Source organism: Psychrobacter communis (genome assembly GCF_014836505.1).
In the GTDB taxonomy this organism is placed as follows: domain Bacteria; phylum Pseudomonadota; class Gammaproteobacteria; order Pseudomonadales; family Moraxellaceae; genus Psychrobacter; species Psychrobacter faecalis.
In genome coordinates this window covers 47,797-69,779 of record NZ_JACSQR010000011.1, presented here as the reverse complement: position 1 = coordinate 69,779, position 21,983 = coordinate 47,797, and the positions used below count along the sequence as shown (strand labels likewise).

Here is a 21,983-nt window from a genome sequence, read left to right as displayed (position 1 = left end):
AGGGGTTGACGCAAGTCCTCTCTATCGGTATTATACCGAGCCTTAAATGGCGATGTAGCTCAGCTGGTTAGAGCGCACGACTCATAATCGTGAGGTCAAGAGTTCAAGTCTCTTCATCGCCACCATATTTAGTAAGACCAGCAGTAATAAAATGCCAATCATCTTATGATTGGTTTTTTTTTGCCTGATTTTTGCTTGCTGACAAAATCAACTTACTTTATAGCGGAAAACTGCTAGAATACCTTCGTATGCCTGCGCGTCATAAAAGTTAGTCATTTGCGCTGTGGGCATATCAATTGCGGCAATACAGTAGGTACTTAATCTGTCTCTTTTGGCGTATTGGCCAGTATGAGCTATAAGTATGTATTCGACGGTTGCCATCTGACACTATGTATATCCGTTATTCAATCCTCCATTATTTAGTAGGCGCTTTGTGACTGCATTAGCCAATATTCGTAACTTTTCTATTATTGCCCACATTGATCACGGCAAGTCGACCCTTGCTGACCGTTTTATTCAAATGTGTGGTGCCTTGCAAGATCGTGAGATGCAGGCGCAAGTTCTTGATTCTATGGACATTGAGCGTGAGCGCGGCATCACTATTAAAGCTCAGTCTGTGACCTTGTTTTATGATCATCCTAACGGTGAGCGTTATCAGCTAAACTTCATTGATACGCCCGGTCACGTCGATTTCTCTTATGAGGTCTCACGCTCATTAGCGGCTTGCGAAGGCGCGCTATTGGTCGTTGATGCCGCACAAGGCGTTGAAGCACAGTCGGTTGCCAACTGTTATACCGCTGTTGACCAAGGCTTAGAGGTGATGGCGGTTTTAAATAAAATTGACTTGCCGCAAGTTGAGCCTGAGCGCGTGATTCAAGAGATTGAAGACATTATCGGTATTGATGCTGTTGATGCGCCGCGCGTCTCAGCAAAATCCGGTCTTGGTGTCGATAAACTGCTAGAAGCCTTGGTTGAATTTATTCCTGCGCCAACGGGCGACCGTGATGCACCGCTACAGGCATTGATTATCGACTCATGGTTTGATAACTATCTGGGCGTGGTGTCTTTAGTACGTGTGCGTGAAGGAACGATTAAAAAAGGCGATAAGCTGTATATTAAGTCGACCAAAGAGGCGCACTTAGTGGGCTCAATTGGTGTCTTTACCCCGAAACCTGTAGACACAGGTATTTTACAAGCGGGCGAAGTAGGCTTTGTTATCGCAGGAATCAAAGATATTGCTGGTGCACCTGTTGGTGATACGATTACCCATGCCAGTACGCCTGATGTTGAGCGCATTCCTGGATTTAAGCAAATCACGCCGCAAGTTTATTCTGGTATGTTCCCAGTAGATTCTAGTGATTTTGAAAAATTCCGTGAAGCGCTGCAAAAACTACAGATTAATGATGCGTCGCTATACTTTGAGCCTGATACCTCCGACGCGCTCGGCTTTGGTTTTCGCTGTGGCTTCTTAGGCATGCTGCACATGGAGATTATCCAAGAGCGTTTAGAGCGTGAATATGACTTGGATTTAATCACCACCGCGCCGTCGGTTATTTATGAGATTGAAAAGAAGAACGGCGAAGTCATTTACGTAGATAATCCGTCAAGATTGCCTGAACCAAATAATATCGAAGAGTTCCGTGAGCCAATTGCCCGCTGTCAGATTTTAGTGCCGCAAGATTACTTGGGTAACGTTATGACACTATGTATTGAGCGCCGCGGCGTCCAAGTCGATATGCGTTTTATGGGTCGTCAAGTGCAGTTGATTTTTGATATTCCGATGGGCGAGGTGGTCATGGACTTCTTTGACCGCCTAAAATCAGTGTCACGCGGATTTGCGTCGCTCGATTATAATTTCGAGCGCTATCAAGCTGATAAATTAGTCAAAGTTGACGTCCTCATCAATGGCGATAAAGTCGATGCCTTAGCGATGATAGTACACCAAGATCAAGCGCGTTTCCGTGGCAATCAGCTGGTTACTAAAATGAAAGAATTGATTCCACGTCAGATGTTTGATGTGGCGATTCAAGCGGCAATTGGCAGTCAAATTATCGGTCGTAGTACCGTCAAAGCCATGCGTAAAGACGTCCTAGCGAAGTGTTATGGCGGTGACGTCTCACGTAAGAAAAAGCTGCTCTCAAAACAGAAGGCTGGTAAAAAACGTATGAAGCAAGTGGGTAACGTCGAGATTCCACAAGAAGCCTTCTTGGCCGTCTTGCAGGTTGATAATTAAACGTTCATTATCTTTTAAAAGATAAAAACACAGCAATATTCGGCATAGACAGCTTTACTGCAACCGTGGTTTGATTTTCAGCTCGTTAATAGGCAAATTCGTATGGATTTTGATTTTAATTTAATTTTAGTGCCATTAACCCTCGGCTTAGGTATTATTTGGCTATTAGAGAAGCTGACGCTCAAACAGCGTAAAACCCGCGGTCGCGGCAAAGAAAGCTTACTGGTACGTTGGGCGTATGATTTTTTCCCAGTGTTGGCGGTGGTGTTAATAGTGCGCTCGTTCTTGATTGAGCCGTTTAATATTCCTTCATCGTCGATGGTGCCAACCTTGTACACGGGTGATTTTATCGCGGTCAATAAATACGCGTATGGCGTACGTCTGCCGCTGACTTATAATAAAGTGCTTGATACAGGCGCGCCTGAGCATGGCGATGTGGCCGTTTTCCGCTACCCAGAAAATCCAAGTATTTACTATATTAAGCGCGTGATTGGCTTGCCGGGCGATACCGTCAGTTATAATCAAGGGACACTTGCAATTAATGACACGCCAGTTCCTACCAAAGCGGTCAATTTTGACGCCGATGCTGAGCTGACCTCACAGCTATATCCAGCCGGCCAAGTGGCACCCGGACAGGTCTTGACTGAAGACAATGCCATACGAATGGGGCAGCAAGAAGAAAGTGAGGCAAAGTACTTTGAAGAGATTCAAGGCGACAACAAACACTTGGTTCGCTATTTAGCGGATATGAATAGCTCGCAGTACGCGCCGTTTTTACAGCAAGAATCGCCGGAAGTGGTCAGCTCTGAAGGCACAGAGTGGCGTATCAAAGTGCCAGAAGGTCATTACTTTGTAATGGGTGACAACCGCGACCGTAGTGCTGATGGACGTTTTTGGGGTTTTGTGCCCGATGATAATTTAGCGGGTAAAGCGGTCTATATTTGGATGCATAAACCGCCCGGTCTTAACTTACCAACCTTTAAGCGCAATGGTAGTATTGATTGATATTATTGCTGCGTTAAAGAGTAACGCTCGCTAAAGAATAATGCTGTGCTAAAGAATAATGTACCGATAATAGTTTGTGCTAATATGATGGTTGTTTGATAAAAACCATCATATTAAAGGTGGTTAACAAGACAGTTTTCTAAATATGGCAGTTTACCTATAGCAACTTACCCCTTGAGAGGTCTTATGGTGCAGCAGTTATCTGGTTTGTCTTCGCAGCGCGGCGCTAGTGTAACGAGTGTCGTTTTTATCATTATCGTTTTGGGCGTGGCGGCTAAATTGCTCGTCGCTATTGCACCAGCGCAAATTGGCGATTACCAATTGACAAAAACCTTAAGTGCGCAGCTTAAAGAGTCCAATGCCAATAAAGAAACGGCCAAGCAGTTTGTAGAGCGCGTGAATAAGCAGCTGTCTATTAACGCCGATTATGATACCAAAGCAGAAGAAGTGTTTACTTTTACCGATAAAAAACCAGGTCAGCTGGCTATTCATAAAAAGTATGAAACCACCAATAATTTTTTTGGTAATATCGATATCGTTAATCGCTTTGAAGGCGACATTGATGCTACTACTGCTGAATAACTTAACTATTAAAGCTTATATATCAGAACTTAAAGCGTTAAAATCAAAGTAATAAAGTACTTTGTTATTTTTAATTTTCTAACCAATTTCTAAAACACTGGTATTTCATTATATTTACCACTGAAAAAAAGGGATACACACAGACCACGCATGAAACCAACTTCGCAGTCTCCTCAGGCGGTTCCCAATCCCCATAAAAATAGCGTGTCTGATGACACGCTTATTATTAGCGCAGAATTTATTCAACGGTTAGCGATCTTGTCGCGCAAGTTGGGCTATGTGTTTAATGATTTAAGCTTGCCTAAACTGGCGCTTACCCATCGTTCCTTTGATAGTAAGAAAAACTATGAGCGCTTGGAGTTTTTGGGCGACGCTTTATTAGGGATGATCGTTGGTGAGGCCTTATATCACCGCTATCCTACGCAAAATGAAGGCCGTCTGACGCGCATGCGGGCAACTTTGGTACGGCAGGAATCGCTAGTAATTATTGCGCAAAACCTAGAGCTGTCTAATCATTTGATATTGGGCGTGGGTGAGCGAAAAGGCGGCGGGCGCAATCGTGCTTCTATCTTGGCAGATGCGGTAGAGTCATTAATAGGCGCTATTTATTTAGACAGTCAAGATATGGATATTACCCGTGCGTGCGTGCTATCGTGGTATGGTGATCTCATAGACAATGTCAGTGACCAAAAAGCGCTAAAAGACGCCAAGAGCCGTTTACAAGAATGGCTGCAATCTAAGCAGTTTGATTTGCCACATTATGAGCTGATGGAAACCCGTGGTAACGCTCCGCACCAAATCTTTGTAGTACGTTGTCAAGTTAATATAAATAATTGTCCTGATATTACCGAATCTGGTGAAAGTCGCCGTATCGCTGAGCAAAAAGCAGCAGAATTAATGATTAATCAGCTACATAAACTGCCAGGACAGCCAAAAAGACGTACCTAGTTTTTTAAAGCTCATTTTTTAAAAACCATTTTCTCTAATACTAAATTCGATGATTTTAATAAATAATTTCAAGGAATTGTTTTTTGAAATTTTCAATCTTTTTAACATGATCAATCTTATGTCGCTTTTCTTTAAACAATTAATAAGTGGCATAACTGATGACAACCTCCATAGGATTAACCCATGAGCAATCACCGTGATTTGCCATTAAATAATGAAGATAATGCCAGAGATATGACCGAAAACCCAGATATGAGTTCAAACCAAAATATGGCTGAAGAAAATGACGTTGTACAAGATGACGCGCAGAAAAACAACGTCAGATTAAACGATACCAATCTAAAAGTTAATAACACCGAAGATACGACGTTAGATAACGATGCGACGATAGAAGAGTTCTTTTCATCAAATAACAATGCCCATATCGCTGAAGATTTTAAAGCCGGTTATGTGGCCATTGTTGGTCGCCCGAATGTGGGTAAATCAACCTTGATGAACCATTTATTGGGTCAAAAACTGTCTATTACCTCGCGTAAACCGCAAACTACCCGTCACCGTATCCACGGCATTTTGTCCAATGACGAGATGCAGGCGGTGTTTGTTGATACCCCAGGTATTCATCGCAATGAAGTACGGGCTATCAATGAGCGTATGAATAAAGCTGCCGTCTCTGCATTGGTTGATGTTGATTTGGTGTTATTTGTGGTTGATTCAGATCAGTGGCGTGATGACGATTTATTAACCCTACAAAAGCTTGGCGATACCAATCTGACCGTAGTATTGGTAATTAATAAAGCCGATACGCTGAAAGATAAAGGTAGCGTGTTACCACTGATCGAAACGTTTAATGAAAGTTTTGATTTTGCTGATATCGTCCCTGTTTCTGCTTTAAAAAATCAAAACCTAGACCGTTTGCAAGAAGTGATTGCCTCGCATTTGCCAATCGCCGATCCTATCTATGATAGCGAGCAGATTACCGATCGCTCAGAGCGCTTTTTAGCCAGTGAAATTATTCGCGAAAAAATCATGCGTAGTGCAGGCGATGAAGTACCATACGATTTGACGGTACAGATTGATGGTTTTAAAGACGAAGCGGCGCATATTGACCCAAAAACTGGTCGTCCGCGTAAAGCGGTCACTTTTATCGATGCGACCATTTATGTTGAGCGTAGCGGACAAAAAGCGATTGTCATTGGTGATAAGGGTCAGCGTATCAAACAGGTCGGTATGGATGCACGTAAAGACATGGAACAGCTGTTTGATAAGAAAATTATGTTAACACTGTGGGTGAAAGTGAAACGCGGCTGGTCTGATGATGAGCGCGCTTTGACCAGTTTAGGATATTAAGCACGATTAAAAAAGCATGGTGAGTAGATGTTTACCGCCATGTCTCTATATCACCACGGCTGAGGTAATAATCCATGCGTAATGAAGCGTTAATCGGTTATTTATTACATCAGCGCCCCTACCAAGAAAAGCGCGCCTTATACTATCTTTTTTCTCAGCAACATGGTGTCATCCATGGCGTTGGCAAAAAAGGCGCGCCGCTTTTTATGCCCCTGCAACTTTTTGCCAGCGGTAAACGCGATTTAAAAACATTCACGCAGATTAATATTGCGCCATTAAGTGCAATTCAAGATTCAGTAGCCCAAGTAGCCCAAAATTCTTTAGTGGTAAAAGACACTAACGTAAATCTAGTAGAGACGCCGCATCATGAAAATATCAGCGGACAACATCAGTATGCAGCCTTGTATTTAAATGAAATACTGTGGCGACTATTACCCACCGAAGATCCCATGCCAATATTATGGCAACACTACCAAAATAGCTTACAGCAGCTTAAGCAGCCTTTAACTGCGAACGAGCTGCGTTTGTGTTTGCGTCAGTTTGAAGCGTATTTGTTTAACGAATTGGGTTTTGCTTTAACTTTAAAACATGACAGTTTAGATCAAGCTATCGAGCTCGACACCTGGTACCATTTTTTACCTGATGTGGGCTTAGTGCCAATTGTGCATAATGATGATATAGCTGTTACACAAAAAATTTTTAAAGGTAATGAGATTTTATCGATGGCAGAGCAAGGTTTATCTAGCTCAAATCTCAATGCATGGTCACGTTTGCATCGGCAATTAATTGACCATTTGCTCGATTATCAGCCTTTACAAAGTCGCTTACTTTGGCAGCAGCAACAGCGCTATCAATCTTAACTTAAGCGTAAAATACCAATATTCTATAAACTATTTTTTAGTAAATTACCTAAATATGAACAAAAGGATTTTTTTATGATTAATACAACATTAAAGGCATCCAACTCAATACAAACCTCAGAAAATGCCTTAAAAAAGCCTTTATTAGGGGTAAATATCGACCATGTAGCGACCTTACGTCAAGCACGCGGTGTCAGTTATCCCAGTCCATTAGCAGCTGCTCTGGTATGTGAGCAAGCTGGAGCCGATGGTATCACCATTCATTTGCGTGAAGACCGCCGTCATATTCAAGATGCTGACGTTTATGAGATAGCTGAGCAGCTCACGACTAGAATGAACTTGGAAATAGCAGCAACAGCTGAGATGCTAGAGATTGCTCGTCAAGTTAAGCCATATTGGGTATGTCTAGTACCTGAAAAACGTGCCGAATTGACGACAGAAGGCGGACTTGACGTTGCAGGGCAGGTAGCTTGGCTGACAGATTATGTTAGTAAATTACAAGCAGTCGGTATCAAGGTTTCTTTATTTATTGATCCAGAAGATACGCAGATTGCGGCAGCGGTAAGCTGTGGAGCAGATGCGATTGAATTACACACTGGTGCTTATGCGGAAGCGGGTTTAGCCGGTAATATTGATAAAATAAACGATGAGCTTGCTCGCATTAAGCAAGCTGTGCAAACCGCGCAACATGCTGACCCCAAGCTTTTGGTTAATGCTGGTCATGGTTTGACACGTGATAATGTCCACGCTATTGCGCAAATTGATGGTATATATGAGCTAAACATCGGACATGCCCTCATTGCTGACGCCGTTTTTGTGGGATTAGAGCAAGCGGTCATTATGATGAAGTCTGCTATGCGTCAAAATGCTTAAACACTTAATGTCGTAATTTCTATTGTCCACAATCAGTAGGGTGGCTTGCATTAGGCTTATAAGTAATACCACCTCCTTGATTAAATGAAATTTGATACATGGCATGATTATATGTTGAGGTTGGACAGTACTTAATATGTCCGAAATGGCCGCGGGGTTTACCGCTATCGCCCCAGAATTTGGTGTAATGGCGATTATTTCCTACCCGTAAATATAAGGTGCTATATTTAGGTTCTAAAGCCTGTTCTTCTAGCAGGTCATCAACTCCTACGTCGAAGTTTTTATTATCATTTGCATCTAAAAATGATAATAGCTTCTCATAGCTGTCTCTATGACATGTGGCGCCGTCATTAGAAAGACAAACTAGCAAGTTTTGTCTTCTAATGTGGCTTTCAGCTTTCGCCAACTTTAGCGTATTTTTAATTTGGCTCTCAATACGTTTTGCTTCCATGCTTGCTAATTGCTCTAGAATATAGGGCGCCGCAATCATTACTATAATAGCTAACACAGCAACAGTAACAATCAGCTCTATCAAGGTAAAGCCATATTTGTTATGTGCTTGAAAACGAGTCTGCTTTCTTGACGATAATTTATATAATTCAATCATGAGAGACTGCTACCTATACAAGAGATACGGCTATATATTAATAATCGACTAACCTGAATATTGCGCCAAAACTTTAAGTATCTATTAAATTTGCGTAAGTTATATATACATTGGATATTAGCAAAAAAATGTTCGGTCATGTGAATATAAACCAAATATATGTCTACTGTCAAAGAATGTTTCAATTCGTGAATAAGGAGTTTTAACGATAGAGAAAATTAACGATTTGTATTAAAATATCTTGAAACAATAGATAGAATTGGTTTCATCATCTATTGCGACCTCACACACAAAAGATAAAGAGTGTAAAGTGTGTTAGTCGTCAGTAAGTTAAGCTGGCTAATGTGTTTTAGTTATGACATTATCGTGTAATAATGTGTAGCTGGTTAACGAAAAAAGTTGTAAACTGAATTGATAATCGCTAAGCTACTTCTTAATTGGTTTTGCTTTGTAATTTCAAATTCGTAAATGATGTCTGCTTTTGGCATCTTGAGATGCGGTTTTGCTTGACGCATTACTAAAATTATCCTTTGGAGGAAGTTCATGAAATTAAATAAAATTGCTTTGGCATTGTTTGCCATTACAGCGGCTCCACTAGCAGCAAACGCTGGTGTTACTATTAGCCCATTGTTACTTGGTTATCATTACAGTGAAGGCGCTGATGACGAGCAACGTGAGTTACTAGGAAATTATGATGGAAGTGGCGAAAACTTCTATAAAGAGAACGGTCTGTATACTGGTGCCGCATTAGGTGTAGAGCTAACTCCTTCTACGCAGTTTCAAGTAGAATACGGCGTATCTAATACTGATGCTATTAGTAGTGTTGGTGGTTCTTACGATACAGAACAAGAAATGATTTCTGGTAACTTTTTAGTTGGTTTTGAAGAGTTCAGTGGCTATACTGACAATGCATTTAAACCTTATGCATTGATTGGTGCTGGTCGCTCTAAGATTGAAATTGAAGATGATAGCGGCGAAATGGTTTCAGGTACTGTAGATACTATTGGTAACCTAGGCTTAGGTGCTATGTATCGTATCAACGATGCACTAAGCCTACGTGGTGAAGCTCGTGCGATTCATAACTTTGACAACAACTGGTGGGAAGGCATGGCTTTGGCTGGCCTAGAAGTTGTACTAGGTGGTCACTTAGCACCTACTGTTGCTGTACCGCCAATGCAAGAGCCATTAGTTGATACAGCTCCAGTAGTGGTAGTTGAGTCTGATCTTGATTCTGACGGCGATGGCGTACCTGATAGCATCGATGCATGCCCAGGCACTCCAATGAACGTAGTAGTTGATGAGCGTGGTTGCCCAGTACCAGTAGATATTACTGATGAGCTAAAAATGGAGCTACGTGTATTCTTTGATAACGACAAATCAACTATCAAAAACCAATACAAACCTGAAATCGCTAAAGTAGCAGAGAAGATGCGTGAGTATCCTAACTCTACCGCTCGCGTTGAAGGTCATGCTTCTAAAACAGGTCCTTCAGCACGTTATAACCAACGTCTATCTGAAGCCCGTGCAGTTGCAGTTAAATCTATGTTGACTAACGAATTTGGTATCGAGCCAAACCGTCTATCAACAGTTGGCTATGGTTATGACCAACCAATCGCTGATAACAACACTGAAGAAGGTCGCGCTATGAACCGTCGTGTATATGCCATCATCACTGGTGACAAAACCATGACTGTTGAACAAACTAAAGATATGGTTGTTCAGTAAATAGTTGCTACTAATTATGTGTCAACTTAATTAGTTACAAAAAAAGTCATCCATTGGGTGGCTTTTTTTTATTTATGTAGTAAGAAAAGTAAGTTATTGCATAAATTGCTTGTGCAATAATGTTATACTAGCGACCCAAACACTTTGTAAATTGACAAAGTGTACATTAGCATAGCTATCTGTACGATGGATTTATCAGCATAGGTATTTGATTTCGTTAATATTAAATTGCTGTACGTATTGTGCAATTATTTAATCCTAAGCCAATCATGTCTATCTGGTTGATGTTAACAGTTTATCCAGCGGTGCTTACTGCTACTGCATTTTTTTAAGACAAAACGAGCATTTTATATGGCGAACGATATCAAACACCTGCGTAACATTGCAATTATTGCCCACGTTGACCACGGTAAAACCACTTTGGTTGACAAGCTATTACATCAATCTGGTACTTTTGGCGATCGTGCAAACATTGCGGAACGCGCAATGGATTCAGGTGATATTGAGCAAGAACGTGGCATTACTATTTTAGCGAAAAATACGGCCATCCGCTGGACAGATGACACTGATGGTACTGAATACCGCATTAATATTGTTGACACCCCAGGTCACGCCGACTTTGGTGGCGAAGTTGAACGCGTTATGTCAATGGTTGACTGCGTATTATTGGTTGTTGACGGTGTTGATGGCCCAATGCCGCAAACCCGTTTCGTGACTCAAAAAGCATTTGAGCAAGGTCTGAAGCCGATTGTGGTTATCAATAAAATTGACCGTCCTGGTTCACGTCCTGATTGGGTAATGGATCAAATCTTTGATCTGTTTGACAATCTAGGCGCCACTGATGAGCAGTTGGATTTCCCAGTGGTTTATGCGTCAGCTTTAAACGGTATTGCCGGCTTAGAAGCCGACAACTTAGCGGATGACATGACACCCCTGTTCAAAACTATTGTTGATGTGGTACAGCCACCGCAAGTCGATGCAGATGCACCTTTCCGCATGCAAATCTCTAGTCTTGACTATAACAGCTTCGTTGGTGTTATCGGTATTGGCCGTATTCAGCGCGGTAAAGTTAAAACCAATACGCCTGTGACTGTGATTGATAAAAATGGTAAAACGCGTAATGGTCGTATCCTAAAAATTATGGGTTATCATGGCCTTGAGCGTATTGAAGTAGACGATGCTCAAGCGGGTGATATCGTTTGTATTACTGGTATTGATGCCCTAAATATTTCAGACACTATTTGTGACCCTAACCACGTTGAAGCATTGCCAGCCCTAACTGTCGATGAGCCAACGGTATCAATGAACTTCCAAGTAAACAATTCGCCGTTTGCAGGTCGTGAAGGTAAATTTGTGACGTCACGTAATATTCGTGAGCGTCTTGAGCGTGAATTGATTCACAACGTGGCACTACGTGTAGAAGATACCGAGTCTCCAGATAAATTTAAAGTATCGGGTCGTGGTGAGCTGCATTTATCAGTATTGATCGAAAACATGCGCCGCGAAGGTTTTGAGCTTGGTGTATCAGGTCCAGAAGTTATTGTTAAAGAAGTGGATGGCAAGCTACAAGAACCTTATGAAAACGTTGTTTTTGATATCGAAGACGCGCATCAAGGTCCAATTATGGAGCAAGTCGGCTTACGTAAAGGCGAGATGACCAATATGGAGCTTGATGGTAAAGGTCGTATGCGTATTGAAGCAACGATGCCTGCACGTGGTTTGATTGGCTTCCGTTCAGAGTTTTTAACCCTGACCTCGGGTACTGGTATTATGACTTCAAGCTTCTCACATTACGGTCCACAAAAGATTGGTGATGTTGGTGGTCGCTCAAACGGTGTATTGGTTTCTATGGCCAATGGTGTTTGCCTAGGTTTTGCCCTATTTAACCTACAAAAACGTGGTAAATTGTTCGCTGAGCCACAGCTTGAAGTTTATGAAGGCATGATTGTTGGTCTAAACTCTCGTAACGATGATATGGTTGTCAATCCAACGACTGCTAAACAGTTAACCAACGTCCGTGCCAGTGGTACTGATGAAGCGTTGACGCTGACGCCAGCGGTTAAGTTTACCCTTGAGCAAGCGCTTGAATTCATTCAAGATGATGAGTTAGTAGAAGTAACGCCAAAAGCCATACGTCTGCGTAAGCGTTATTTGACTGAAAATGAGCGTAAGCGTCATGGTCGCAAGAAAAACGCTTAATATCGATACGTAAATTACTTGGTAATTTATATTTTCAATATTAAAAACGTACTCAAAGCTAATGGTTCATGATTAGCTTTGACAACGAAAATTAGCAGTATAAGGTGAGCAAAATAAAGTTCACTTTATATTGCTTTTTTTTGTGCTTGGTTTTCATATATAATAAAAATGATCTAATCAATAAGTGCTATCTATAGTCAGAGCACTTTTAAGCCGCTACAGTGTTACCCGCCCTGGATGTACTCAATGTACTATCTGCGGTCGTCTGCGGTCGGTCGCCTTGTAGCGATTCTAGAATTCCTTGACTATATTTAGACGGGTTTAAAAAATCAATATCGGAAAATTTGGTTCATTATCTATATAATAATCAATTAAACTTTCAAGGAGTGACATTATGAGTATGGTATCTGAGTTTAAGGAATTTGCTTTAAAAGGTAACGTGATGGACCTAGCGGTCGGTGTCATCATTGGTGGCGCTTTTGCGACCATTACGACTTCTTTAGTTGAAGATATTATTATGCCTATAGTTGCTTTTATTGCGGGCGGCGAAATCAACTTTAAAAATATGTTTTTTATATTAGGTGATGCGCCTGAAGGTGTGGCCATGACTTATGATGCACTTAAGGCAGCAGGTGTACCAGTGTTGGCTTATGGTAGCTTTATCACAGTGTTGATTAACTTCCTAATTTTGGCGTTTATCATTTTTATGATGGTAAAAATGGTTAATAGATTACGCCGTGCAGATGAAGTAGAAGAAGCGGTTACAGAGCCGTCAGAAGAGGTGCAATTACTGCGTGAGATTAGCGCTAAGCTGAGTAATACTCACATCACAAAATAAAATCATATAATTCACTCACCAAAATCAAAAAAGGCTAACGATAAGTTAGCCTTTTTTATTAGCGATTGATAAGCTCGAAGATTTTTAATTATGGTGTTACTACTTAATTATGGTGTCACTACCACATAGTCATTGGTATTAATCAGAATTTCTGAGGGTTGATCGACGACAATACGGACCACGTTATTATCAACGACTTGCGACTTATAATAGTTGTCTTCGGCAACTGTACAGCCTAGGCAGCGTCCCATGGCATCCCAAGGTTCAACGAATAATTTCTGCTGTGCTTGGTCGGCATTACCGCCAATAAGAGAGAATGGCAGGCTAATAATGTAAGCGGCTGTACCGGCGACAGCGTTGACCAACTGTAATGGTTTGCCAACAATAGTATCAACGACCATCGTTTCATAAGAGGGGCCAAAATCCGTTTCATCAATTTCTATCGCTGCTAGAGCGGGCTGCATGCTAGCAAAAATCAAGCTTACGCTAGCTATCATGGTAAGTAGTTTATATTTAGCTGTGCGTTTCATTTTAGCTGGAGCGCTCATAATGATATCCTAAAACTCATAAAAAGTATGATTAATAGCGGCTGCTATTTCCATATGGAAATAATGCGACAACGATAGATATTAATAAGTATTCTTAATATCTTGCTTATATAAATACCTTGCACTATAAAAGACTGAACCGCCCCGGGATTGTCGGAGACCTAATATTCTGAGAGAATACGACAATGAAAACACGACATTATACTCCTGAGATTAAAGAACGCGCCGTTGCATGCTCATTGAAGCGGCAGGCGACTACCCCTCTACCTGGTCAGCGATTCAAGCCATCGCCCCTAAGATTGGCTGCACACCTGAGACCCTGCGATCCTGGCATAAAAAGCACATCGATCAAACTATTCCTGCCTCAGTACAAGCGCAAAGTGATAAAGAACGCATCAAAGAGCTTGAACGCGAGAATAAAGAACTTAAGCAAGCTAATGAAATCATCAGGAAGGCTGCGGCTTTTTTCGCCCAGGCGGAGACGGGCCGCCCACCGAAATAATGGTCGATTTCATTGATGTTAACAAGCAAGAATATGGGATCGAGCCAATCTGTAGAGTACTACCGATTGCCCCGTCAACTTATTATCGTGCTAAAGACTTAGAGGACTGCCCTGAGAAGCGCTCATTACGCAGTCAGCATGATGACTATTATCTCAGAGAGATTAAACGTATTTGGCAGGACAGTAAATGCCGTTACGGTGCGCGTAAAGTATGGCAGCAGATGAAAGCTGACGGATTAAAGGTTGCTCGGTGTACCATAGAGCGATTAATGAAGCAGTATGGTATGCAAGGCGTTTGGCGTGGTAAGGGCAAGATCACCACCAACAGCCGTGATGACCAAAAACGCGCTCATGACTTGGTCAATCGTAACTTTAATGCCCGTCAACCCAATCAGCTTTGGGTAGCTGACTTCACCTATATAAAAACAACTAGCGGCTGGGTATATACCGCTTTTATTATTGATGTATTTGCTCGCGCTATTGTGGGCTGGAAAGTATCGAATCGCATGAATACCGATATGGTTATGGCTGCGCTAAATCAGGCGATAGCAGACAGGAACAACCCTAAGGATGTCATTCATCACAGTGATCGAGGGGTTCAGTACTTATCCATTCGCTATACTGACAAAATGTGTGACTCTGGTATCATCGCTTCTGTCGGCACGACTGGTGATTCATACGATAATGCACTGGCTGAAACGGTCAATGGACTCTATAAATCTGAGGTAATTGACTATTTAAAGGAGAACTGGACTGGTATCAATGATGTTGAACTGGCAACCCTTGAATGGGTGGATTGGTTTAATAAAATACGACTGCATAGCACGATTGGTTATGTGTCACCCTTTGAGTTTGAAAAGCGGTATTATGATAATTTAATCCTGTCAGGCATGGCTGCCTGACTCAAGTAAATCACTCTCCGATATAGTCGGGGCGGTTCAGACAGTATTAGCCCTATTAAAGCAAGATGTAAGTTAATAAGCAACAAAAATGCGCAGGATATCTTTATCTGCAAAATATTTTTTAGACAAGTAGGTTTGAATAGAATTATCAAAAGCATTAAAAGATGTTTTGGTAAAATATTTCGAGTATATATCTTTAAAAATGTACAGACTTTTTAAATCTTTATTTTGGAGCTATTTAGAAAATGCATTATTTGGTAGGCTGACAGTTAGGGCAGAACACACTGGCACGCCCATTTAACTTAATATTTTCTAATAGCGTATCACAATGCGGACAGGTTTCGCCCTGTCTACCATAAACATTTAATGTTTGCTGGAAGTAGCCGGTTTGACCGCTGGCAACGGTAAAATCGCGTAATGTGGAACCACCTAGCGTGATGGCCTTTTTTAAAATGGCTTTGATATGCTCAACCAAGATAACTATTTGCTCATGAGATACTTCATTAGCTGGTGTTGCCGGATGAATACCTGATAAATAAAGGCTTTCAGTTGCATAAATATTACCAACGCCAACAACCACTTGCTGCTCCATAATTACTGATTTAATCGCGCGCTTGATAGGCTGCTTGCTATTGGTTCTGTGAGCTATGTTGTTATCCGAGGTTTGGTTTGGATTGTCCAAGCGCTGAATTAAATGATATAAGTAATCAGCGGTAAAGTCTGCTGATAATGGCTCGGGACCCAAATGATCTAAAAGCTTAGAACCGTAATCTTTAAACCATAGCACTGAGCCAAATCGCCTCGGATCATAATAATGTAGCTGTGTTTGGCTATTATCATCGCCGCTAAATGTTACCACTAAATGGTCATGTTTACGTTTATCGGTGCCATGGCTGTGTTGCTGTAAGCTACCCGACATACCAAGGTGGATCAAAAGTTGGCGCGGTGTTAAGCTATTTGGCTGAATAGAAGCGTTGGTATTAACAGAAGTGAGTGGTATAAAATTTAGGATTAAATACTTCGCTCGGCGCTCGACACTGTCCAAAGTATAATCAACCAGTTGGTTTAAATCATCGGGCATCGACCAGCGTAGCTTTGGTTGAAAAACTTTGACATCGACCACTTGTTGACCTAATAAAGGTGTCAGGCTGGTTTTGGTGGTTTCTACTTCCGGCAACTCAGGCATAGTATTTTTTATCAGACTCTATTATATATAAAGGTTATTTACAAAAATTTTCAAGTTTAAGCTATCAAACAACAGCACGGCGAGCATGCAAGATACCATGTTGCTGCTCGAGCTTGGCAAGTAACTTAGACAAATGTGCCAGCCCTGAAACTTCAACATGAAACTTTAAAAAGGCGATATTGTCATCGTTGCTTAGCGTTTCAACCTGACGAATATTAACGTTTTCTTTATCAATAATTTGGGTCAAATCACGCAGTAATCCGCGTCTGTCATAGGCTTCAACATGGATGTCTACCGGCTGATAACGACCAGCTTTAACTGTCCAAGCGGCTTCAATTTCGCGCTCAGGATCCCGTTCAATTAAGCGTAGGTATTCAGGGCAACCGCGGTTATGCACGCTGACGCCGCGCGATAAAGTAATGTAGCCTGCGATAGGTTCACCGTGGACAGGATGGCAGCAGCCCGCTAAATTAATCTCGATATTATCCAAACCATCGATACGAATTTTATAAGCGTCAAGTTTTCCCCCATTTCTTGTATCGATACTTGGGGTGAAATCTTCTTCAGGTTTTTCAGGCTCTAAATCTAACTGGCGAGAAATGTGACTGGTCAACTGATTAAGACTGATATCACCCGTGACCAAACCAACCACGATATCATCGGTATTATTGACGTTAAAATGCTGGATATAATCGTTTAAATCAATACTGTTTGGGTGCACCGACAAGCGCTCAAGCTCTTTACTGAGCATTTGGCGACCTATCTCGATATTTTTATCGCGGTCTTGCTTATTAAACCATTGACGCAGTTTTGAGCGCGCGCGGTTGGTATGAATATAACCGAGCGAGGCGACTAGCCAATCGCGGTTCGGTTCACGCGAGGCTTTGGTAATAATCTCAACTTGTTCGCCCGTTTTTAACTGGTAAGTCAGCGGCACATAGCGCTGATTGACGCGCGCCGCTTGCGCCCGATTACCGACTTGCGTGTGCACATAATAAGCGAAGTCCAGTACAGTGGCGCCTTTGGGCAGCTCAGTAATATCGCCATCACGACTAAAGATATAAATACGCTCGAGCTCATCAAAATCAACCAACTGCTCATCATCGTCGAACTCGATTTCTTCTAATTCTTCGCCAGTCAGTAATGCTGAGCGCGGCTGATTACGCGTTTCGTTATTAATCGATAAGAGCTGACGTAATGAGCTGATTCTTTGGTTAAGGTAATTGTCCTTTTTGTTTTTTAGCCCTTCTTTATAATTAACATGCGCACACATGCCAAGCTCGGCTTCAAAGTGCATTTCTTGAGTACGAATTTGCACTTCTAGCGATTTATTTTCGGCAATGACGGCGGTATGAAGCGAGCGATAACCATTTGATTTTGGATTGGTAATATAGTCGTCGAATTGCTCAGGGATATAGCGCCATAAACCGTGTACCAAGCCCAAAACGTGATAGCAGTCTGAAGGATTATTGACCAAGACCCGTAGCGCGCGAATGTCATAAAGCTGATCAAAAGATAAACCTTTGAGCTTCATTTTTCGATAAATAGAGTAGATGTGCTTAACGCGGCCTGAAACCTCGCCTTCGATACCCGCTTCCGCCAACGCTTCATTGAGCTTATCTTGGACGCGCTGAATATAAGACTCACGTTCGCTGCGTTTTTCTGATAACAGTTTGGCAATTTCTTTATAACGCTCAGGCGCCAGATAGCGAAAGGCTAAGTCTTCAAGCTCCCATTTTAATTGGGCAATGCCTAGCCTGTGTGCCAGTGGCGCATAAATGGTCATGACCTCACGCGCGACCCGATATTGTCGCTCTTCACCAGAAAAAGTCAGTTCGCGCATGGCAAAGGTACGCTCAGCCAATTTAATCAGCACCACGCGTACATCGTTGGTGACTGAGATGAGCATACTATAAATGTTGGAGAGCTGATCACGCTGATTATTGACGAAATGGTCTTCTAAGCGTTTATTGCTTTCGATGATTTCCGATAGTTTTCCCATTGCCAAGGTATCTTTAACCAAGGTTGAGATATCGGCGCCGAATTTTTTTTCAATTTCCGCGAGGCTAATAATCGATTTGCGGGCGCTACGATACAGCATCGCTGCAACCAGCGCATTTTCATCTTGATACAGGTAGGTTAGGATATCGGTCATAGCAATACCGGTGACGTAAGCGCCTGAACGCTCAGATTCGCTGGTATTCATGTGACTGCGGATAAATTCGCAAGCGCTAGCAAGATTGGGCACAGACTCTTGCCCGATACGCTTGGCAACATTATCCAGCCAAGTAGGGACGTCGATATTTATCTGATCTAAATCAATGGCTTCTAGTTCTTGTGCCGAAAGCGCATTGGCATCATCCAGCAGTTGATTATCTAAATACTCATCTTCGAGGTTGGGGTCATGGCTGTGATAAGCATACTGCGCGGAGCGATCAAAGGTGGTATGCAGTTTATGAGTGGACAGCTGATATTTGATATCGTGTGGAATTTGGGCATAGCTATTGGCAGACTGATGAGAGCGTTGGCTCGCGACCAGTTGTGCGGCCAATGTTGCGCTATCGGCTTGCGTGGTTTGTCCATCTACCAGCGGTAGCCCTTCACGAATTTTTACCATAGCCCACTCCTCTTAGCTATTCTAAATTGATTAAAAGCCCATTTACCAACCACACTTTTAGGTTTCCATAGGTAAAGTGTCAGCTATAAATCAATTCAGCCGCTAAAAAATCCATTTTTAGCAGCTATAAATGACAGACATAAATAATATATAAAGCGCTGAGTAAGGATAAAGGATACTCACGATATCTTGCTGAAGAAAGCCTAAATACATTGGCTGTTATTATCTCATTTCACAATGACAAATCAAGCAAGGCTCTGTAATGATAATGTCGCTTTCGATAACATAACGCCTGTTTAACCCTGGCATTTAAGCCACTTTATCTAAAGTAATAGGGTCAAAAAGGTTGTGCTTATTTATACCTGTCATACGTTGTTTTCATACTATAGCGTAGCGTGCGTTAAAATACGCTGCGCTAAAATATATTTTTTTAAACCTCTTGTTTTAAAATATCAGCACTACTAAAGCTGACGCTAAACTGCAACTTTCTCAAAGCGTGCGATTGATTCGACGTGACCGGTATGACAGAACATATCCATCACGCCTGCATGCGTCAAACGATAGCCTTGCTCTAACAAAGCTTTGGTGTCGCGGGCGAGGGTAGCAGGGTTACAAGAGACATAGACAATACGCTCGGCATTGAACTTTGGCAGATACTGCATAATCTCCCAAGCGCCCGAACGCGGTGGGTCAATGAGTAGCGCGTCAAAGCCTTGATTGGCCCAAGGTTTATCGGTGCAATCCTGAGTTAAATCTTGGCTATAAAATTCCGTATTAGTAATACCGTTACGGCGTGCGTTATCGGCCGCGCGGGCAGTCATGGCTTCACTGCCTTCGACACCGACCACCGCCCCAGTTTCGCCGACCAAACGCGCAAGTGGTAAGCTAAAGTTACCTAAACCACTGAATAAATCTAGCACCCGCTCGCCCGCTTTTAAGTCTAACAAATCACAAGCAAGCTTGGTCATTTGACGATTGACCGATAAATTAACTTGAGTAAAGTCGGTTGGGATAAATTCAAAGGTCAAATCATACTCAGGCAATTGATAATATAAGCGCCCAAACTGCTCAGTCATATTGTCATTGTCACTCAAGGCAATACGCTGAATGCTATCGGCGCCTTTTGATTGTAAATAGAGCTGCCAATTGCGCGCTGCGAAGAAGGTTTTTAATTTTTCAATATCCGCATCTGATAATGGTGCCAAATTACGTACAATCAGTGCAACCGGTTGATTACCATCAGGCAACTCTGGCAGCGCTTCACCCATGGCTAATTCAAGCTGAGCAATCTTGTCACGACTCTCAAGTGTGCTGATAAGCGCTTTTAGATTTTCAATCTCAAAACCAATACGTGGGTCTAAGATATGACACTCATTTAATTCCGCTAAGAAGTTACTTGAGCGCTCACGGAAACCCACCAAAGCAGTTTCTTTTTTGGCGACATAACGCACGCCGAGCCGCGCTTTGGTACGGTAACCTAAGCGATCACCAACGACGGGTGCGAGCCAATGCTCTGGTTCAACATTGGCTTGATGCATAAGCAATTCAGCGAGTACCGATTGCTTAAAGTTGATCTGACCATCAGGCTGCCAATGTTGCAAGTTACAGCCACCGCAAACACCGAAATGCGGGCAGGGCGCTACAGCGCGCTCAGGGTTTGGATTGGCAGTAATGCTCACCGCATCGCCTTCTTCAAAACTGCTACGGCTATTGGTGATTTTGACTAAGGCGCTTTCACCCGGTAATGCAAAGCTGACAAAAATCTTTTTGCCGTGTTTGTCTTCGATATGACCGTCGGCTTCACCGAAACCATTGCCATAAATAGCAACACCGCGACCATCATGTGACAAGCCATCGATGTTAAACGGTAATGGCTCAGCATCCTTTAAACGGCGACGGGTTTTTGATGAGGGCTTAGATTTTTTCTTACTTGGCGGCATAGTAATGGTCTGAGCCTCGTTAGGCTGTTGGTTGGCGTTTAGAGTGGTAGAATCTTTTGGGTCGGTGGGCTGCATAAACCTGCCTTAATAATAAAGAGTAAGCAATAAAGGATAAATAACTAAATATAAGAGTGAGACGTTAGCTGTTAAAACGTCATTTCTATGAAAGCGTTTTTATAAAAAATCTTTTATAAAGAAGTTCTTATAAAGACGCTCGTTAGATAAAAATGTCTGCTATGGCGCAGGCGCCGAGGACCAATCAGCAATAAACTCATGATGGCGAGGACTGCCATCTGCTTGGGTATAACTTGCTAAATAATCACGACTTTGCTGCTGCCATGCCTCAAAATCTGCTGAGGACAATTGCCCTGTCAATCGTAGCCAGCGCAAATAAATCAGCCAAGTATTCATCACATCAGATTCGCAATATATTGACAACGTTTGCCAATCATCATTGCTCACCAGCTCGCCAACCATACTGCCATCGACATCGGTTTTACCGGGCAAGCCATAAAGACTGGCGACGATATCCATGGCTTCGCGGCGGCTGGCACCGTATTGGCTAAATCTGTCCATCAAATCAAGATGACGGCTGTGGAAGCGATTGACGTAATTATCAAAGCGCATGTTTTTGATACGCTCGCCTTCTTCAAATAACCACGGCGCTGATAAGTCATACTGCATGGCGCGATAAATAAGCACCGGAATATCAAAGCCTGAGCCGTTCCAGCTAATCAATTGTGGCAGCTTTTCAAGGTCACTGAACGCGCGAAAAAACTTGCTCAGTATGTCTTTTTCGCTAAACTTATCGGCGGTCAAAGAAAACAGGGAAAATTTGCCGTCTTTAATATAGAGCGCAGAGATACAGACAATACGCTGCAAGGGTAAACGCATAAAATCGTGACCTGCTTCTTGGAGTCGCAGCGCCGTCAATGCGCTCAAAGCATCGGCATCGTTTAGCTCAGCCAATTGCGGATAAATACGGCGGGCAGCCTCGGTATCGGCAACCGTTTCAATATCAAAGACCAAGATAGGTTTGGACGAAAGGGCGTTTGACATAAATAATCCTGC

16 protein-coding genes, 1 tRNA gene, 1 pseudogene and 1 other annotated feature are annotated in these 21,983 nt (G+C 42.4%); of the genes and pseudogenes, 12 read left to right on the top strand and 6 right to left on the bottom strand.

The annotated features are described in order from the left end of the window. Nucleotides 1-48: 48 nt before the first annotated feature. From H9653_RS05885 to H9653_RS05850, 8 genes are all read left to right on the top strand, one after another. Nucleotides 49-125, top strand: a tRNA-Met gene (locus H9653_RS05885). Between the two features lie 308 nt (nt 126-433). Beyond that, a complete protein-coding gene (gene lepA, locus H9653_RS05880) occupies nt 434-2,233 on the top strand; it encodes a translation elongation factor 4 (RefSeq protein WP_068405877.1) in 1,800 nt (599 codons plus the stop codon). A 102-nt stretch (nt 2,234-2,335) separates the two neighbouring features. Then, nucleotides 2,336-3,238: a signal peptidase I gene (gene lepB / locus H9653_RS05875; protein ID WP_191691161.1), complete on the top strand. Its 903-nt coding sequence runs from the start codon at nt 2,336-2,338 to the stop codon at nt 3,236-3,238. Nucleotides 3,239-3,424: 186 nt separating this feature from the next. Beyond that, nucleotides 3,425-3,820: a DUF4845 domain-containing protein gene (locus H9653_RS05870; RefSeq protein ID WP_191691159.1), complete on the top strand. Its 396-nt coding sequence runs from the start codon at nt 3,425-3,427 to the stop codon at nt 3,818-3,820. Between the two features lie 150 nt (nt 3,821-3,970). Then, on the top strand, nt 3,971-4,768 hold the full coding sequence (gene rnc, locus H9653_RS05865; protein WP_068405869.1) for a ribonuclease III: 798 nt from the start codon (nt 3,971-3,973) through the stop codon (nt 4,766-4,768). Nucleotides 4,769-5,038: 270 nt separating this feature from the next. Continuing rightward, the gene (gene era / locus H9653_RS05860) at nt 5,039-6,115 is read left to right on the top strand and encodes a GTPase Era (RefSeq protein ID WP_369958256.1); all 1,077 of its coding nucleotides are present in this window, start codon (nt 5,039-5,041) and stop codon (nt 6,113-6,115) included. Nucleotides 6,116-6,189: 74 nt separating this feature from the next. Further along, a complete protein-coding gene (recO, locus tag H9653_RS05855) occupies nt 6,190-6,975 on the top strand; it encodes a DNA repair protein RecO (protein WP_191691157.1) in 786 nt (261 codons plus the stop codon). A gap of 75 nt (nt 6,976-7,050) precedes the next feature. Continuing rightward, the gene (locus H9653_RS05850) at nt 7,051-7,848 is read left to right on the top strand and encodes a pyridoxine 5'-phosphate synthase (protein ID WP_191691155.1); all 798 of its coding nucleotides are present in this window, start codon (nt 7,051-7,053) and stop codon (nt 7,846-7,848) included. Nucleotides 7,849-7,867: 19 nt separating this feature from the next. Here H9653_RS05850 and H9653_RS05845 read toward each other — a convergent pair whose 3' ends face one another. Then, nucleotides 7,868-8,455 carry a pilus assembly FimT family protein gene (locus H9653_RS05845; RefSeq protein WP_191691153.1) on the bottom strand — a complete coding sequence of 196 codons (588 nt, stop codon included), beginning with the start codon at nt 8,453-8,455 and terminating at the stop codon, nt 7,868-7,870. Nucleotides 8,456-8,998: 543 nt separating this feature from the next. On the opposite strand from H9653_RS05845, the gene H9653_RS05840 reads away from it, so the two are divergent. From H9653_RS05840 to mscL, 3 genes are all read left to right on the top strand, one after another. Then, a complete protein-coding gene (locus H9653_RS05840) occupies nt 8,999-10,180 on the top strand; it encodes an OmpA family protein (protein ID WP_191691151.1) in 1,182 nt (393 codons plus the stop codon). 351 nt (nt 10,181-10,531) lie between these two features. Beyond that, on the top strand, nt 10,532-12,379 hold the full coding sequence (gene typA, locus H9653_RS05835) for a translational GTPase TypA (RefSeq protein WP_068403956.1): 1,848 nt from the start codon (nt 10,532-10,534) through the stop codon (nt 12,377-12,379). A 394-nt stretch (nt 12,380-12,773) separates the two neighbouring features. Beyond that, nucleotides 12,774-13,217, top strand: a complete 444-nt coding sequence (gene mscL / locus H9653_RS05830; protein ID WP_191691149.1) for a large conductance mechanosensitive channel protein MscL — start codon at nt 12,774-12,776, stop codon at nt 13,215-13,217. Nucleotides 13,218-13,324: 107 nt separating this feature from the next. On the opposite strand, the gene H9653_RS05825 is transcribed toward mscL, so the two are convergent. Continuing rightward, nucleotides 13,325-13,765 (bottom strand): hypothetical protein, encoded by a 441-nt coding sequence (locus H9653_RS05825; RefSeq protein WP_191691147.1) that lies wholly within the window; start codon nt 13,763-13,765, stop codon nt 13,325-13,327. 185 nt (nt 13,766-13,950) lie between these two features. Here H9653_RS05825 and H9653_RS05820 point away from each other — a divergent pair. Continuing rightward, nucleotides 13,951-15,169: pseudogene (locus tag H9653_RS05820) on the top strand (IS3 family transposase). Next, nucleotides 14,225-14,341: a sequence feature (AL1L pseudoknot), on the top strand. It overlaps the preceding pseudogene by 117 nt. Before the next feature lie 250 nt (nt 15,170-15,419). On the opposite strand, the gene mutM reads toward H9653_RS05820, so the two are convergent. The 4 genes from mutM to H9653_RS05800 all read right to left on the bottom strand — a co-directional run bounded on the left by mutM (nt 15,420) and on the right by H9653_RS05800 (nt 21,971). After that, nucleotides 15,420-16,355 (bottom strand): bifunctional DNA-formamidopyrimidine glycosylase/DNA-(apurinic or apyrimidinic site) lyase, encoded by a 936-nt coding sequence (gene mutM, locus H9653_RS05815; protein WP_191691145.1) that lies wholly within the window; start codon nt 16,353-16,355, stop codon nt 15,420-15,422. Nucleotides 16,356-16,419: 64 nt separating this feature from the next. Next, nucleotides 16,420-18,972, bottom strand: a complete 2,553-nt coding sequence (locus H9653_RS05810; protein WP_191691143.1) for a RelA/SpoT family protein — start codon at nt 18,970-18,972, stop codon at nt 16,420-16,422. 473 nt (nt 18,973-19,445) lie between these two features. Beyond that, entirely contained in the window at nt 19,446-20,987 is a 1,542-nt protein-coding gene (gene rlmD / locus H9653_RS05805) for a 23S rRNA (uracil(1939)-C(5))-methyltransferase RlmD (RefSeq protein ID WP_191691141.1), read from the bottom strand. Between the two features lie 159 nt (nt 20,988-21,146). Next, complete coding sequence (locus H9653_RS05800; RefSeq protein WP_191691139.1) at nt 21,147-21,971, bottom strand: 3'-5' exonuclease; 825 nt, start codon at nt 21,969-21,971, stop codon at nt 21,147-21,149. Nucleotides 21,972-21,983: the final 12 nt, after the last annotated feature.

Excerpts from the sequence above, each read along its gene's own strand:
- recO (WP_191691157.1), top strand. The coding sequence starts at position 6,190 with ATGCGTAATGAAGCGTTAATCGGTTATTTATTACATCAGCGCCCCTAC.
- mscL (WP_191691149.1), top strand. The coding sequence starts at position 12,774 with ATGAGTATGGTATCTGAGTTTAAGGAATTTGCTTTAAAAGGTAACGTG.
- era (WP_369958256.1), top strand. The coding sequence starts at position 5,039 with ATGGCTGAAGAAAATGACGTTGTACAAGATGACGCGCAGAAAAACAAC.
- H9653_RS05845 (WP_191691153.1), bottom strand. The coding sequence starts at position 8,455 with ATGATTGAATTATATAAATTATCGTCAAGAAAGCAGACTCGTTTTCAA.
- H9653_RS05825 (WP_191691147.1), bottom strand. The coding sequence starts at position 13,765 with ATGAGCGCTCCAGCTAAAATGAAACGCACAGCTAAATATAAACTACTT.
- H9653_RS05810 (WP_191691143.1), bottom strand. The coding sequence starts at position 18,972 with ATGGTAAAAATTCGTGAAGGGCTACCGCTGGTAGATGGACAAACCACG.
- rnc (WP_068405869.1), top strand. The coding sequence starts at position 3,971 with ATGAAACCAACTTCGCAGTCTCCTCAGGCGGTTCCCAATCCCCATAAA.
- lepB (WP_191691161.1), top strand. The coding sequence starts at position 2,336 with ATGGATTTTGATTTTAATTTAATTTTAGTGCCATTAACCCTCGGCTTA.
- H9653_RS05870 (WP_191691159.1), top strand. The coding sequence starts at position 3,425 with ATGGTGCAGCAGTTATCTGGTTTGTCTTCGCAGCGCGGCGCTAGTGTA.
- H9653_RS05850 (WP_191691155.1), top strand. The coding sequence starts at position 7,051 with ATGATTAATACAACATTAAAGGCATCCAACTCAATACAAACCTCAGAA.
- H9653_RS05800 (WP_191691139.1), bottom strand. The coding sequence starts at position 21,971 with ATGTCAAACGCCCTTTCGTCCAAACCTATCTTGGTCTTTGATATTGAA.
- typA (WP_068403956.1), top strand. The coding sequence starts at position 10,532 with ATGGCGAACGATATCAAACACCTGCGTAACATTGCAATTATTGCCCAC.
- mutM (WP_191691145.1), bottom strand. The coding sequence starts at position 16,355 with ATGCCTGAGTTGCCGGAAGTAGAAACCACCAAAACCAGCCTGACACCT.
- H9653_RS05840 (WP_191691151.1), top strand. The coding sequence starts at position 8,999 with ATGAAATTAAATAAAATTGCTTTGGCATTGTTTGCCATTACAGCGGCT.
- rlmD (WP_191691141.1), bottom strand. The coding sequence starts at position 20,987 with ATGCAGCCCACCGACCCAAAAGATTCTACCACTCTAAACGCCAACCAA.